Source organism: Myxococcus sp. AM011 (assembly GCF_013372595.1).
In the GTDB taxonomy this organism is placed as follows: Bacteria; Myxococcota; Myxococcia; order Myxococcales; family Myxococcaceae; genus Myxococcus; species Myxococcus eversor.
This window is the reverse complement of record NZ_JABXEM010000141.1, coordinates 13,763-28,449: the sequence shown is the minus strand read 5'-3', so window position 1 is coordinate 28,449 and position 14,687 is coordinate 13,763. Positions and strand designations below refer to the sequence as shown.

At 68.3% G+C, this 14,687-nt stretch carries 10 protein-coding genes; 5 read left to right on the top strand and 5 right to left on the bottom strand.

Annotated elements, in window-relative coordinates; translation table 11 throughout:
• On the bottom strand, positions 1 to 874 hold an 874-nt coding region (locus tag HUW62_RS27000; protein ID WP_176436024.1), incomplete at its 3' end, for a LysR family transcriptional regulator.
• A gap of 80 nt (positions 875 to 954) precedes the next feature.
• On the opposite strand from HUW62_RS27000, the gene HUW62_RS26995 reads away from it, so the two are divergent.
• Complete coding sequence (locus HUW62_RS26995; protein WP_163864955.1) at positions 955 to 1,854, top strand: NmrA family NAD(P)-binding protein; 900 nt, start codon at positions 955 to 957, stop codon at positions 1,852 to 1,854.
• 38 nt (positions 1,855 to 1,892) lie between these two features.
• Here HUW62_RS26995 and HUW62_RS26990 read toward each other — a convergent pair whose 3' ends face one another.
• Positions 1,893 to 2,606, bottom strand: a complete 714-nt coding sequence (locus HUW62_RS26990) for an iron-containing redox enzyme family protein (protein WP_240356297.1) — start codon at positions 2,604 to 2,606, stop codon at positions 1,893 to 1,895.
• Between the two features lie 297 nt (positions 2,607 to 2,903).
• Here HUW62_RS26990 and HUW62_RS26985 point away from each other — a divergent pair, with 297 nt between their 5' ends.
• Both HUW62_RS26985 and HUW62_RS26980 read left to right on the top strand, forming a co-directional pair.
• Complete coding sequence (locus tag HUW62_RS26985) at positions 2,904 to 3,626, top strand: siderophore-interacting protein (protein WP_163864957.1); 723 nt, start codon at positions 2,904 to 2,906, stop codon at positions 3,624 to 3,626.
• A gap of 90 nt (positions 3,627 to 3,716) precedes the next feature.
• Positions 3,717 to 6,455 (top strand): bifunctional acetate--CoA ligase family protein/GNAT family N-acetyltransferase, encoded by a 2,739-nt coding sequence (locus HUW62_RS26980; protein ID WP_163864958.1) that lies wholly within the window; start codon positions 3,717 to 3,719, stop codon positions 6,453 to 6,455.
• Between the two features lie 29 nt (positions 6,456 to 6,484).
• Here the strand turns inward: HUW62_RS26980 and HUW62_RS26975 are convergent, their stop codons facing one another.
• Positions 6,485 to 9,187: a galactose oxidase-like domain-containing protein gene (locus tag HUW62_RS26975; RefSeq protein WP_240356298.1), complete on the bottom strand. Its 2,703-nt coding sequence runs from the start codon at positions 9,185 to 9,187 to the stop codon at positions 6,485 to 6,487.
• Positions 9,188 to 9,388: 201 nt separating this feature from the next.
• On the opposite strand from HUW62_RS26975, the gene HUW62_RS26970 reads away from it, so the two are divergent.
• Positions 9,389 to 11,935 carry an RNA helicase gene (locus tag HUW62_RS26970; protein WP_163864959.1) on the top strand — a complete coding sequence of 849 codons (2,547 nt, stop codon included), beginning with the start codon at positions 9,389 to 9,391 and terminating at the stop codon, positions 11,933 to 11,935.
• Positions 11,936 to 11,938: 3 nt separating this feature from the next.
• Here the strand turns inward: HUW62_RS26970 and HUW62_RS26965 are convergent, their stop codons facing one another.
• Complete coding sequence (locus HUW62_RS26965) at positions 11,939 to 12,430, bottom strand: hypothetical protein (RefSeq protein WP_176436023.1); 492 nt, start codon at positions 12,428 to 12,430, stop codon at positions 11,939 to 11,941.
• A gap of 320 nt (positions 12,431 to 12,750) precedes the next feature.
• Complete coding sequence (locus tag HUW62_RS26960) at positions 12,751 to 13,659, bottom strand: LysR family transcriptional regulator (protein WP_176436022.1); 909 nt, start codon at positions 13,657 to 13,659, stop codon at positions 12,751 to 12,753.
• Between the two features lie 108 nt (positions 13,660 to 13,767).
• On the opposite strand from HUW62_RS26960, the gene HUW62_RS26955 reads away from it, so the two are divergent.
• Entirely contained in the window at positions 13,768 to 14,634 is an 867-nt protein-coding gene (locus HUW62_RS26955; RefSeq protein ID WP_163864962.1) for an SDR family NAD(P)-dependent oxidoreductase, read from the top strand.
• Positions 14,635 to 14,687: the final 53 nt, after the last annotated feature.

Here is a 14,687-nt window from a genome sequence, read left to right as displayed (position 1 = left end):
CAGGGGGGGAGAGGTCGACGAAGAGCTCGGCCAGCCTGCGAGGCGCGGTGAGGACGTGGTTGGAGCGGACCACGGAGAGGGCGGCGGTGAGGAAGTAGGGGAGCCGCAGGCCGATGCGTCGACTGCGGCCCAGTCTTTCAAGCGCCATGTCCACGGCGCCCGCCCCCTCGCCCCGGGGGCTGATGAGGACGTGGGGCAGGCTCAGGTACGTCTCCAGGTCCAGCCCCTGCTTCACTACAGGGTTGTCGCGCCGGACCACGCAGACGAAGTCCTCGGTGAACAGCTTCACCTGGCGCAGCGCGGGGCTGGGGTCCGGGAAGGCGGCGATGATGAGGTCCACCTCGCCGCTCTCCAACTGGGCCTCCGCCTGGGGGATGACGAGGGGGCGGATGGTGAGGTCCACCCGGGGCGCCTCGCTGTCGAACAGCTCCAGCAAGGCGGGCAGCAGCGCGGCGGCGAAGTAGTCACCCGAGGCGATGGTGAAGCGCCGGGCCGAGGTGCGGGGCTCGAAGACGGACTCGTTGCGCAGCGCGCGTTGGACCTCCAGCAGTCCCCGGTGGAGGGGGGCTGCCAGCTGCTCGGCGCGAGGGGTGCGAATCATCCCGCCCCGGCCCCGGATGAGCAGGGCGTCACCGAGCTGCTCCCGGAGCTGCCGCAAGGCATGGCTCATGGCGGACTGGGTGATGCCCACGCGCGCGGCCGCCCGGGTGACGTTGCCCTCCGTCAGCAGCGCATCCAGGGCCACGACGAGGTTGAGGTTGATGCCGGCCAGGTCCAACCCCGTGCTCGACGGCTGGCTCGGCGCGGGAGTGGGGCGAGGTTTCCGGGGTGCCGGGGCGCGGCCCTTGCCCTTGGCGACATGCGACTTGCTCATGAGCGCATGAGTAACATGCAGTGGCCTCATGTTGGGGGGAGGGACACTCTAGGCCCATCTCGAAGTCACTGGAGGCGTCCATGAGCGTCGTCATCAACACCCCGAATGGAAACATTGGCCGGAACCTCGCCCTGCGGCTGCTGGATGCGGGGCAGTCCATCACCGTCATCAGCCGGACCGCGGAGAAGGTGGCGGACCTGGCGAAGCGGGGCGCGAAGGTGGTGGAGGGGTCCTCCGACGACGCGGCCGTGTTGGACAAGGCCTTCGCGGGAGCCTCGGCGGTCTTCTGGCTGACGCCGCCGGCCATGCGGCCGGACTTCGCCGATTGGACCCAGGGCATGGCGCGACTGGCGGCCGAGAAGGCGAAGCAGCACGGCGTGAAGCGGGTGGTGGTGCTGTCCAGCGTCGGCGCGCAGTCGGGCCCGGGGACGGGGCCCGTGAGTGTGCTGAAGGGCGTGGAGGAGGCCTTCAAGGCCGCCGTCGCCGACGTCACCATCCTCCGTCCGGGCTACTTCATGGAAAATCTCCTGCGCGACTTGCCGTCGCTCTTGAACGCGAGCTCCCTCTTCCTGACCACCTCCCCCGAGCGCAGGGCGCCCTTCGTCGCGACGGCGGACATCGCGCACAAGGCGGCGGACGTGCTGCTGGACGCGGGCTGGAAGGGGCACCGGTATGTCGGCGTCCACGGGCCCCAGGACCTCACGTACGCGGAGGTGGTGGAAATCCTCTCGCGAGAGCTGGGGCGTCCCGTGCGCTATGTGCAGGTCTCCTTCGACGACGCGCGCAAGGCGATGCTGGGCATGGGCCTGCCCGGGTTCATGGTCGACCTCTACGTGCAGATGTACGAGGCCATCCCCAAGGGGCTGATGGACGCGGCCGAGCCCCGGTCGGCGGAGACCACCACGTCCACCACGCTGGCTCAGTGGGCGCGCGAGGTCCTCAAGCCCGCGCTGGAGCAGGCGCGCACGGCCGCGGCGTAGCGCCGTGCGCGTTGCTCCTCGTGCATCGCCGCGCCGGGTCAGTTCGCGCGGCGATGCCTCGCCCGGTAGAGGTCGTCAAAGAAGGTCATGATGAGATGGGCGCCCAATGCCAGACCTTGCTCGATGTCCAGGGCCGCCTTCGGGTCTGACTCATAGGGGGCGTCGAGATACCGGTAGAAGCCTTCGGCATGCTCGTTATCGAGCGTGGCATGGAGCGGGTAGTGGACCACACGGTCCTTCGGAAGCCAGCCGCGCTTGACGATGCTCTCGCCCGTGACGAACGCGGCCTCCCCGAACAAGTCCTCGATCATTCCGAAGACGGCCATGCCGAAGTGAACGGACTCGAAACAGGCCGTGCCTGCCAGTGACGTGTTGTAGGCGAGAATCTCCGGCCAGGGACGACACTTCTCCACCTGCGCGCGCGACGCGCCAAGTCGTTCCAGGAGCAGGCGGAAGGTGCTGTCGTGGCCATCGCCGAGCTTTCCCCGCCCGTGCTCGTCGAACACGTTCTCGAGGATGGGAAGCCGGTCGGAGAGGTCCGGGAGCCGGCTCATGAGCAGGGCCATGGGGCGCGAGAAGTTCGCGACGGCGAAGCGCATGTGGACCTGCGTCTCCACGAAGTCCGCCTGCTCGAAGTCACCCCCCATCAGGGCGTTGAGGTACCTGCTGGACTTGATGTGATTGCCACGCTCCTTGAACGTGGCGATGTAATGACGCAGCTTCGGCGCTGCGCTGGGAGAGGTCAGAGACACGGGTGACTCCTGGGGTTTTGGTTGTGATTGGGGCATGGCAATCAGACGGTTCGGGCATGCCCAGGTGTTTGTTCTGCACCGTTCCGATACACGGGTGGGGCCTCGAGTCTGTCCAGGAGACAGCACCTGCCTGCGGGGGAGGCGGGCCACGACGTCGCCATGCGCGGGGACGCGTTGTCGGTGCGCGTCCGCGCTTCATCAGCTTCACACTTCTTCACGGCCGCGTCATCTCAGTTCATCCCCAAGGGGGAGGGTTGGAGTGAGGATGCGGCTGTCACCACACGTGGAGAGAGAAGCATGGCGTCGGGGCAGGCAATCATCAGCGGGCTGCTGGGTCGGTTCTTCTTCACGGAAGCGCGCGTGGGACAGGTCCGCGACGTGTCACCGCACTTCCGCTGGATGGAGTTGGTGGGCGAGGGCCTGCGGGACATCGAGTGGAGCCCGGGGGACAAGGTGCAGGTCTTCATCCCGGACGTGGGCATGAGGACGTACACGCCGTTGGGCTGGGACTCGACGCTGGGGTCCACGCGCTTCCTTGTCTACCTGCACGGGGACGGTCCCGGTGCGCGGTGGGGGCGCGGCGTGAAGGTGGGTGACCGCTGCCAGTTCTTCGGGCCGCGAGGCTCCATCGCGCTCCCGTCCCTTCCCGGGCCGGTGGTCCTCTTCGGGGACGAGACGTCGTTCGCCGTCGCTCACGCGCTGAAGAACCTGAAGGCGGGCTCGGCGGACGTCGAGTACGTGTTCGAGGTCTCCTCGCGCGCGGAGTCAGAAGGGGTGTTGGGGGAGCTGGGCCTCGCGGGTGCTTCCGTGGTGGAGAAGCAGTCGGGGGAGGCGCACCTCGCGGACGTGCAGGCCCGGCTGCGGACGGCACTGGAGCGTCGGCGGGGCGCGCACCTGGTCCTGACGGGGCGGGCGCACGCCATCCAGGCCGTGAGGAGTCAGCTCCGCGCGAGTGGAGTGGCTCACGCCGGGCAGAAGGTGAAAGCGTACTGGGCCGAGGGCAAGAGAGGCCTCGACTGAGCAATGGGGCCGGACGGATGACGGCTGCCGCACGGTTGTCGGGCGAAGCGCTTGCGTGTGCGCGCGCGTCGTTTCAAAGACGATGTCCTCATGGACGAGCGCGCGCCTGGCCCCCGGAAGTCGGACCCTTCCTACAATGTGCTGCACCAGCAGGGCACCCGGCAGCCGCTGGATGTGCTCTTCAAGCCGCGCAGCGTGGCGGTGGTGGGGGCCAGTGAGCGTCCGGGCAGCGTGGGGCGCACCGTCCTCTGGAACCTCATCAGCAATCCCTTTGGCGGCACCGTCTACCCCATCAACCCGAAGCGTCCCAATGTGCTGGGCATTCGCGCGTGGCCATCGCTGCGCTCGCTGCCGGAGCCGGTGGACCTGGCCGTCGTCGTCACGCCCGCGCCGGCTGTCCCGGACGTCATCCGCGAGTGCGCGGAGCTGGGCGTGCGGGGCGCCATCATCATCTCCGCGGGCTTCAAGGAGACGGGGGAAGCGGGCGCGAAGCTGGAGCGGGAGATTCTCCAGATTGCCCAGGCGGCGCGGATGCGCATCATCGGCCCCAACTGCCTGGGGGTGATGCGTCCGCCCACGGGTTTCAACGCGACGTTCGCCGGGTCGATGGCGCGGCCGGGCAACGTGGCCTTCATCAGCCAGAGCGGCGCGCTGCTCACCGCCATCCTCGACTGGAGCCTGCGCGAGTCGGTGGGCTTCAGCGCCTTCGTCTCCGTGGGCTCCATGTTGGACGTGGGCTGGGGTGACCTCATCGACTACCTGGCTGATGACCCGATGACGCGCTCCATCCTCATCTACATGGAGTCCATCGGCGACGCGCGGGCCTTCCTGTCGGCCGCGCGCGAGGTGGCGCTCACCAAGCCCATCATCGTCATCAAGGCGGGGCGCACGGCGCAGGCCGCGCAGGCCGCCGCGTCGCACACGGGCACGCTGACGGGCAGCGACGAGGTGCTCACCGCCGCGTTCCGCCGCACCGGCGTGCTGCGCGTGGACTCCATCTCCGACCTCTTCTACATGGCGGAGACGCTGGCGAAGCAGCCGCGCCCCGCGGGCCGTCGCCTCACCGTCGTCACCAACGCGGGCGGGCCGGGGGTGCTCGCCACGGATGCGCTGGTGTCGGGCGGCGGTGAGCTGGCGGTGCTCGGCGACGAGACGCGCAAGGCGCTGGATGGCTTCCTGCCGCCCCAGTGGAGTCACGGCAATCCGGTGGACGTGCTGGGCGACGCGGACCCGGAGCGCTACGCGAAGGCGCTGGAGGTGGCGGGGAAGGACCCCAACAGCGACGGGCTCCTGGTCATCCTCACCCCGCAGGACATGACGGAGCCCACGCAGACGGCGGACCGGCTCAAGCCCTACGCGAAGCTGTCCGGCAAGCCGGTGCTGGCGAGCTGGATGGGCGGCTCGGAAGTCGTGGCGGGAGAGCGCATCCTCAACGACGCGGGCATCCCGACATTCGGCTATCCCGACACGGCCGCGCGCATCTTCAATTACATGTGGCGCTACTCGTACAACCTCGTGGGCCTGTACGAGACGCCGACGCTGGCGGAGGAGCCCACGGGCGGGCGCGACGTGGCTCGGCGACTGGTGGACGCGGCGCGCGCGCAAGGGCGCACGCTGCTGACAGAGCACGAGTCCAAGCAGCTCCTGGCCGCCTACGGCATCCCCACCGTCGAGACGCGGCTGGCGACGACGGAGGAGGGCGCGGTGGCCGAGGCGGAGGCGCTCGGCTATCCCGTGGTCCTCAAGCTCCACTCCTTCACGGTGACGCACAAGACGGACGTCGGAGGCGTGCGGCTCGACCTGCCGGACGCGGAGGCGGTGCGCGCGGCGTTCCGAGGCATCCGTGAGCGACTGGTGGAGCTGGGGCAGGTCGAGGCCTTCGACGGCGTCACCGTCCAGCCGATGGTGAAGCTGGGAGGCTACGAGCTGATTGTAGGCAGCAGCCTGGACCCCCAGTTCGGGCCGGTGCTGCTCTTCGGCGCGGGTGGGTCGCTGGTGGAGGTGTTCAAGGACCGGGCGCTGGGGCTGCCTCCACTGAACACGACGCTCGCGCGGCGGATGATGGAGCAGACCCGCATCCTCCAGGCGCTGCGCGGCGTGCGCGGCGCGAAGCCGGTGGACCTGCCGGAGCTGGAGCGGCTGCTCGTTCGCTTCGGGCAGCTCGTCGTCGAGCAGCGGCTGGTGAAGGAGGTGGACATCAATCCCCTGCTGGCCTCGCCGGAGCGGCTGCTCGTGCTGGATGCTCGCGTGGTGCTGCATCCTCCGGACGTGACGGAAGCGGAGCTGCCCCCACTGGCCATCGAGCCCTATCCGCAACAGTACGTGGCGCCGTTCCGGATGAAGAGCGGCGAGGAGCTGATGCTCAGGCCCATCCGTCCAGAGGATGAGCCGAAGATGGAGCGCTTCCATCGGACGCTCTCGGAGCAGACGGTGTTCCTGCGCTACGCGGGGCTGATGCAGTTGAGTACGCGTGTGGCGCACGAGCGGCTGGCGCGCATCTGCTTCAACGACTACGCGCGGGAGATGGCGCTGGTGGCCGAGCGGCGCGGCGGGGAGATTCTGGGAGTGGGGCGACTGACGCGGCTGCGGGGGACTCGCGACGCGGAGTACGCCATCCTCATCAGCGACGAGGTGCAGCACCAGGGCCTGGGCTCGGAGATGCTGCGGCGACTGGTGGAGGTGGGCCGCGCGTGGGGCATGCACCGAATCGTCGCGGACATCCTCGCGGGCAACCGCGCCATGCAGAACGTCAGCAAGCGGCTGGGGTTCTCCATCCTCGCCCATGAAGAGCTGGCCCCGGACATGGTCAAAGCGGTGAAGGTGCTCTGACTCACGTCCGGGACCGGGCGCCGCGGCAGCTAACGGGCTTCGAGGTTCAGCTCCAGGTCGAACCCCACGTCGCTCGACTCCGCGTTGGCCTGCTTCACCATCACCGCGATGGTGTTCTCCCCCACGACGAAGGCGGAGCCGTCGAAGCTGGCGGTGCTGATGACGGCGTCCTTCAGCACGCCGCTGGCGAAGGTGCCATGGCCGAGGCCGTTGTCGGTGTACCGGGAGTAGACGAGCTTCCCGTTCACCCAGATGGCCACGCCGTCGTCATGCAGCACGCGGAGGTTGGCGGTGCGGATGGCCTCGCCGAGCGTGAGCTTCTTGCGGAAGTAGACGCTGGGCTGCAGGGGCGTCGTCTTGTTGAGCACGGTGTGCTCGTCCCCGTCGCCAAAGCCGAGCTTCGCGGGGCCCGAGCGCCACGCGCTGTCATCGAAGTTGTGTGCCGTCCACGAGGCGCCCGGGTTCACGTTGCGGTCGTCGAACTTCCAGTACTCACCGAAGGCGATGGCCCGGAACTGCGGCGTCCGGCTGATGGTGAAGGGCAGGTCGGTGCGGTCCTCGACGTCCTGCCGCGAGGCATCGGAGATGCGCAGCACGCCGTTGGACGTCTCGGTGCCCGGCACCGTCCACTCATAGAAGCCGATGTTGGGGACGCTCGGGTCGACCATCGTCCAGTGGGCTCCGTTGTCGGGCGAGAACTGGACCTGCACGTTGTCGACACCCGAGCCGTGGGTCATCCACTGGAGCATCTGCACGTTGCCCGGGCGCAGCGTCTCGCCTCCGTTGGGGCTCTCCATGAAGAGGGCATCGTGCTGCATGCCGTCGGTAGTGACTTTGAGCTCCAGGTCGAAGGACAAGTCGCTGGAGGTGGCGTTCGCCTGCTTCACCATGACGGCCAGCGTGTTGTCTCCCATCATGAAGCGGGAGCCGGGGATGGTCGTCGTGCTCAGGGTGTTGTCGGCGCTGGTGCCGGAGGCGTAGGCGCCGTGCGCGGTGGAGCCGACGTACTTGGAGAACACCTGGGTGCCGTTGAGGAACACCGCCACGCCGTCGTCGTGAACCACCTGGAGCGTGGCCTGCTCCACCATGCCGTGGATGGTGAACTTGCGGCGGAAGTAGACGGAGGGCTGGACAGGCGTCGTCTTCGCCAACACCGTCCGCTCGTCGGTCTCGCCGTAGCCGAGGTGCGCGAGGCCCTTCTTCCACGCCGCGTCATTGAAGCCAGGAGACGTCCAGGCCGCGCCCGGGTCGACGTTGCGGTCGTCGTACTTCCACTCGGAGCCGAAGGCCACGGCGGTGAAGCCGGTGTTGGGAGGAGGGTCTGTCGGGGGCGGCGTGGTGCCTCCACCGCCGATGCGGATGATCTTCGCCACCGACGGCACCTTCTTCGAGTTGAGCAGGAACAGCATGTAGTGGCCGGGCGGCGCGACGTTCGGGTTGGGCGGCGCGACGACGTTGAGCCCGCCGCCGCTGGCGGTGAAGCGCAGCTTCATGAAGCGCTGGTTCTCGTCGAAGGCGTGGGTGACGGAGCCCAGGCGAATCCACGACGCCATGGTGATGCTGGCCGCGTCGGGGGTGTTGACGCGGAACGTCTCGCCATAGGCGATGGCCTCCGGCGCGGAGGAGATGGTGGGGCGCGGGCCGTTGAAGAGGTAGGGCGGGGAGAACACCTGCATCGTCTTCACGTTGCGGCTGCCCGCTGAGAGCACGCGGCCGTCCGGCAGCAGCAGGGTGGTGGAGTGGTAGCCGCGATAGGCGGAAGACGGCGCCAGCAGGGACCACTGCTCGGTGACGGGGTTCCACAGCTCCGTCTCCAGGCGGGGGAACTTGGGGTTGTCCGTGCCGGGGCCGCTGTGGCCGCCGGTGACGAGCACCGAGCCATCCGGCATCACCGTGCTGTTGTGCTGGCGGCGCACGTAGCGCATGGGCGCCACCGAGCGCCAGGTGGGCTTCGCGGCGTTGAGGTCCAATATCTCCACGTTGTTGGTGGGGGGATTGTCGCCGCCGGTGATGAGGACCTTGCCGTCGTCGTACATCACCGCGCTGCCCGCGTTGCGGCTGTTCGCGTAGGTGGTTCGCGGGCCGGAGGACCAGGCGCCGGTGCCCTCCGTGTCGAGGTACCGCGCGGGCTTCCAGTAGCCCGCCATCAGCGTCTTGCCCGTGTTCGTCACGAACATCCACGGGTAGTACATGAGCTCCAGGCTCGCGCCCGTGAGGTTGCGCCAGGAGTTCTTCGACGACTGCCAGACCTGGGGAACCAGGTTCTTGGTCCGGTCCTCCTTGGCGCCGCCCACCACCAGCATGTCGCCGTTGGGGAGCGTGGTGACGGTGGGGTACCACCGGCCGGCGTTCATGTTCGGCAGTCGCGTCCAGGTGAGCTTGAACGGGTCGAAGATGGAGGCGTAGGGCAGGCCGGAGTCATCCGTGATGTGGCCACCGGCCACGAACAGCCGGCCGTCCGCCATGAAGGCGTGGCCCGCGCAGAAGATGTTGAAGCCCGCCTTGGGCAGCGTGGTGAGGACGTTGGTCGCCGGGTCCCAGAGGGTGGGGGTGTCGCCGTCTCCGAACTCGGAGAAGAACATCACCTTGCCCGTGGGCAGCAGGTGGGTGTGGACGGCGGAGTACGGCCACTGCTGGACCGGGGTCCATTGGCCCACGGAGGCGGGTTGGGCCTGGGCGACCGAAATCGAAGCCCAGACAGCGAGGAAGGCAAGACGCCACGGATGGAACATCACGCTGCCCCTTTGTTGGTCGAAAGGTCGCGCAACGGTAGGCACGGGCCCTGCGAGCCACATCGTTCCGGCGTGCGTGGACAATGACGCGGGGTGGACCGAGCCCCAGCGCCCGCGTCCGGGTCGGGACTGTTCGTGGGGCACGGGTGTCTGATTTCGCAGCGGACGCGAATCGGTGGCTGCTCTAGAGTCCGCCGGGTGATGGACACCCCTGAGTCCCAAGCGCCGCTCGCCGCCCTGCTTCCCAAGAAAGGCGAGCCTCCGCTCGACGCCGACAGCATCCTGGACCGCTTCGTCGGCTACGTCTCGACGAATGGCCTCAGCCTCTACCCGGCCCAGGAGGAAGCCATCCTGGAGCTGCTGGCGGGCAAGCACCTGTTCCTCAAGACCCCCACCGGCTCGGGCAAGTCCCTGGTGGCCACCGCCCTCCACTTCAAGGCCATGGCCGAGGGCAAGGTCTCCTTCTACACCTGCCCCATCAAGGCGCTGGTGAACGAGAAGTTCTTCGCGCTCTGTGATGCCTTCGGCGCGGAGAACGTGGGCATGCTCACCGGCGACGCGAGCATCAACCGCGACGCGCCCATCATCTGCTGCACCGCCGAAATCCTCGCCAACCTGGCGCTGCGCGACGCGGGCGCCCGGGTGGACTACGTGGTGATGGACGAGTTCCACTACTACTCGGACAAGGAGCGCGGCGTGGCGTGGCAGATTCCGCTCATCGCCCTGCCCAAGGCGACGTTCCTCCTGATGTCGGCCACGCTGGGCCCCACGCACATCATCGAGGAGAGCCTCCAGAAGCTCACCGGCCGCGAGGTCGCCACCGTGCGCAGCACCCAGCGCCCGGTGCCGCTGGACTTCGACTACCGCGAGTCCGCGCTGCACGAGACGATTGAAGACCTCATCGCGCGCAAGAAGTACCCCATCTACCTGGTGAACTTCACGCAGCGCGCCGCCGCCGAGCAGGCGCAGAACCTCATGAGCGTGGACTTCTCCACCAAGGAGGAGAAGGAGGCCATCCGCCTCGCGCTGATGGACGCGCCCTTCGACACGCCCTACGGCAAGGACTTCCAGCGCTACCTTCGCCACGGCATCGGCATGCACCACGCGGGCCTGCTGCCCAAGTATCGCCTGCTGGTGGAGAAGCTGGCGCAGGGCGGCCACCTCAAGGTCATCAGCGGCACGGACACCCTGGGCGTGGGCGTCAACATCCCCATCCGCACGGTGGCCTTCACCCAGCTCTTCAAGTTCAACGGCGAGAAGCTCACCACGCTGAGCGTGCGCGACTTCCTGCAGATTTCAGGTCGCGCGGGCCGCAAGGGGTTCGACAACGAGGGCAGCGTCGTCGCCCAGGCGCCCGAGTACGTCGTCGAGAACGTCAAGCAGGCCGCGAAGGAAGCCGCGGGCAAGAAGAAGACGCCCAAGGCGAAGCCGCCGCAGAAGAACTTCGTCCAGTACGACAAGAGCACCTTCGAGCGGCTCCAGACGGGCATGCCCGAGCCGCTGGAGTCCCGCTTCGCCGTGTCCCACGGCATGATTCTCAACCTGCTCCAGAGCGACCACATCCGGGGCACGGGGGGCTACCACCGGCTGGTGCAGCTCATCCAGCGCTGCCATGACTCGGACTTCCTGAAGCGCAGGCACTTGAGGGAGGCGGCGCGGGACTTCCGCACGCTGCGCGGCGCGGGAATCGTGGAGGTGACGCGCGGCGAGGGCGGCTCGGGGGCCACGGTGAAGGTGGCGCAGGAGCTCCAGTACGACTTCAGCCTCAACCACACGCTGTCGCTGTACCTGCTGGAGACGCTGGAGCTGCTGGACCCCACCACGGAGACGTACGCGCTGGACGTGGTGACGCTGGTGGAGTCCATCCTGGAGAACCCGGACGTGGTGCTCTACGCGCAGCTGCACCAGCTCAAGGGCGAGAAGATTCAAGAGATGAAGGCGCGCGGCGTCGAGTACGACGACCGGATGGAGGAGCTGGAGAAGCTGGAGTGGCCGAAGCCGAACCGCGAGTTCATCTACGGCACCTTCAACGCCTTCGCGCGCAAGCACCCGTGGGTGGGCGAGGAGAACATCCGTCCCAAGGCCGTGGTGCGGGACATGTTCGAGCGCTTCATGTCCTTCCACGACTACGTTCGTGAGTACGGGTTGCAGCGCAGCGAGGGCGTGCTGCTGCGCTACGTCAGCGACGTGTACAAGACGCTGTCGCAGACGGTGCCGGAGCGCTTCCGCACGGAGGAGGTGGAGGACATCATCGACCACCTGCGGGCCACGATTCGTCAGGTGGACTCCAGCCTGGTGGACGAGTGGGAGCGGATGAAAAACCCGGGCGCCGTCGTCGAGGCGAAGCCGGCCGTGGAGCTCAAGCCGAAGGAGCTCACCGAGGACCCGCGCGCGTTCGCGGCCCGCGTGCGCGAGGAGCTGCACCGGCTGCTGCGCGCGCTGGGGCAGAAGCGTTACTCGGATGCGCTGTCGCTCTTGGACAACGCGCTGGGCGAGTGGACCGCGCCGAAGCTGGAGCAGGCCATGGTGCCGTACCACGAGGAGCACAAAATCGTGGTGCTCACGCCCCAGGCTCGCAAGCCGGCCAACACGTTCCTCAAGGACACGGGGCCGAGGCTCTGGGAGGTCCAACAGCGCATCATGGACCCCGAGGGCCATGGCGACTGGATGATCGACTGCGAGATTGATTTGAGGGACAGGCGGCTGGACGAGGGCCCCATCCTCATCCTGCGCCGCATCGGTCCGTGAGGTTCAGCTCTCGGAGGCGGGCGTGGACAGCTCGCCTCCGGCCAGCGGGGCTTCCTCGCCCAGGGTGGACTCCTCGACGTCGAAGTCGCCCTTGCCGTCGGGGATGAGGACCATCCGCCAGTCGTGGGTGGAGAGGATGACGTGCTCGGCGTCGCACTGGACGTCGACGGCTACGTCCTCGACGGTCCACGAGCCGACCCAGACCGTCATCTTGTCGATGCACTCGTTGTCGCCACACTCCTCGGTGGAGGCGACCCACAGGCGGCCCTCCGGCGCGGCGATGCAGGACACGGGCTCCGCGTGGCGGAGGCGGGGCGGGGCCATCTCGTCGGGTGCGCCGGCGAAGTGGTCATCGAGTTCCGGCATCCCCGCGTCGAAGAGGGACGAAGTCGTGTCTGCCTCCTCGGAGGGCTGAGCGAGCGTCGTCGGCTTCGCCAGGGCCCCGGGCGCGGCCAGAAAACCGCACATCGCCGCCACCTTCCAACACCGTGTCATCCACATGACCTTGTGCTCCTCGGCGGCACTGTCGGCCGCGTCTCGTGCACAGGGGTTTTGCAAGGCGCGGACCGAGGCTGAGTGCGGGCGCGGAGACACAGCGGTGGGTCTGTGTCCGGGGGCCAATCCGGTCATGTGTTTCCGCGCGAGGCGGCTGTCGAAGGCGGGCACTTCTCCAGGCCGCCCCGGCTGCCGCGGTTCCTCGCGCGGTGACCTGCGCGGGCAGGCAGGAGGAGAACAGCTCCGTGACGAGCAGTGGGGGCCTCAAGCGTGCAGGACCTCGACCAGGGCGAGCGGTACCCGTGTCCCTCCGACGCGGGTCAGGGCGCCATCGCCTCGGGAGGTCTCGCACGCAGGAAGTCGACCAGCGCGCGCAGCTTGGGGGGCAGTTGGGTGCGGCTCGGGTAGTAGAGAAACAGACCCGGAAAGGGAGCGCAGAAGCGGGAGAGGACTCGGATGAGGCGACCGTCGGTCAGCTCCTTCGCCACCGTGTGCTCCATGACGTTGGCGAGGCCGACCCCGTCGAGCGCCGCGCGAACCTGCAGCGCGTTGTCGTTGGTGACCAGCCGCCCCTCCACGGCGACGGTGAATTCGCGGCCCTTGTCGGTGAACTCCCAGCGGTACACCGCGCCGCTCCGGAGGTAGCGGAAGTTGATGCAGTCGTGCGCGTGCAGGTCTCTCGGGTGCTTCGGCCGCCCGCGCTCCGAGAGATATGCGGGCGCGCCGACCACCGCCATTCGCAGGTCGCTCGTGAGTCGCAGCGCCACGACGTCCTTGTCGAGCGTCTCGCCCAGGCGGATGCCCGCGTCGAAGTCCTGCTCGACGATGTTGGTGAGACCGTCATCCACGACGATGTCGAGCCGGAGCTCCGGGTAGGTGGCGAGGAACGCCGCCAGGAGGGGTTCGAGCACCGGGGTGATGGCCAGGCGTGGCACGTTGATTCGCAACGTCCCCGACGGACGACCCCGGACCGCGTCGAGCGACTCGAACGCCGCATGGATGCTGGCCATCGCGGGCCTGAGCTGCGCGAGGAACCGCGCACCCGCCTCCGTCAGGCCCACGCTGCGCGTCGTGCGCTGGAGCAGTCGCACGCCGACCCGCTCCTCGAGCGCGCGGATGCTCTGGCTGAGTGCCGACGGCGTCACGCGCAGCATCGTCGCGGCGGCCGTGAAGCTGCGCTTGTCCGCCACCGCCGCCAGCGCGGTCAGCCCCGAGTAGTCGTCCCTCATGTCTTCATCTTTTAGCGAAACTTAAAAACCCATCGCAATTCCACCGATGGTTGAGCAGGTCCGAGGCCCCTACCTTGTGTCGCGAACTTGAAGTCGAGGGAGTCCGCCATGAGCAGCCAAGGTTCATCTCTGTCGTCCAAGGTCTGGTTCGTCACGGGAGCGTCGTCGGGGTTGGGACGCGCGCTCGTCGAGGAGGTGCTGCGTCGCGGAGACCGTGTGGTCGCCACCGCGCGACGGCCCCAGGTCCTCGCGGAGCTCGTGGGGCGTGCCGATGGGCGTCTGAAACTCATCGAACTGGACGTGACGCGTCCCGAGCAGGTGCGTGAGGCTGTCGCGGCGGCCCTCTCGCACTTCGGGCAGCTCGACGTCCTGGTCAACAACGCGGGCTTCAGCATCCTGGGCGCGGTCGAGGAGACAGACGAAGAGGCCCTGCGCGCGACGATGGAGGTGATGTTCTTCGCCGCCATCACGACCACGCGCGAGGTCCTGCCCCACATGCGGGCGCGCGGGAGTGGCACCATCGTCCAGGTCTCCAGTGTCGCGGGGCTCTCCACCGCGCCGGGCTTCGGTGCCTACTGCGCGGCGAAGCATGCCCTGGAGGGGCTGTCGGAGAGCCTCGCGCAGGAGGTGAAGCCCCTGGGCATCCGGGTGCTGGTGGTGGAGCCAGGGACCTTCCGGACCTCGCTGTTCGGCTCGGCGTTCCGACACCTGCCTGCCATGGACGCGTATGGCGCGACGGTGGGACAGATTCGCGACTGGGTGAAGCAGATGGACGGCAAGCAGGCCGGGGACCCCGCGAAGGCCGCTCGCACCATCGCCGACGTCGTCGCGCGGCCGAGCGAGGCGCTTCCGTTCCGACTGCCTCTCGGTGGCGACGCTGTCGAACAGATTCGCGCGAAGCTCGCGTTCATCGCGACCGACGTCGACCGGACGGAGGCCATCGCCCGAGCGACAGCGTTCGACGCGAAGCCCTGACTGTCAGGTCCTCTGCGCAGAAGTGGAGGGAGCCCGGACATTGCCCGGGCGAA

Excerpts from the sequence above, each read along its gene's own strand:
- HUW62_RS26995 (WP_163864955.1), top strand. The coding sequence starts at position 955 with ATGAGCGTCGTCATCAACACCCCGAATGGAAACATTGGCCGGAACCTC.
- HUW62_RS26985 (WP_163864957.1), top strand. The coding sequence starts at position 2,904 with ATGGCGTCGGGGCAGGCAATCATCAGCGGGCTGCTGGGTCGGTTCTTC.
- HUW62_RS26980 (WP_163864958.1), top strand. The coding sequence starts at position 3,717 with ATGGACGAGCGCGCGCCTGGCCCCCGGAAGTCGGACCCTTCCTACAAT.
- HUW62_RS26975 (WP_240356298.1), bottom strand. The coding sequence starts at position 9,187 with ATGTTCCATCCGTGGCGTCTTGCCTTCCTCGCTGTCTGGGCTTCGATT.
- HUW62_RS26970 (WP_163864959.1), top strand. The coding sequence starts at position 9,389 with ATGGACACCCCTGAGTCCCAAGCGCCGCTCGCCGCCCTGCTTCCCAAG.
- HUW62_RS26965 (WP_176436023.1), bottom strand. The coding sequence starts at position 12,430 with ATGACACGGTGTTGGAAGGTGGCGGCGATGTGCGGTTTTCTGGCCGCG.
- HUW62_RS26960 (WP_176436022.1), bottom strand. The coding sequence starts at position 13,659 with ATGAGGGACGACTACTCGGGGCTGACCGCGCTGGCGGCGGTGGCGGAC.
- HUW62_RS26955 (WP_163864962.1), top strand. The coding sequence starts at position 13,768 with ATGAGCAGCCAAGGTTCATCTCTGTCGTCCAAGGTCTGGTTCGTCACG.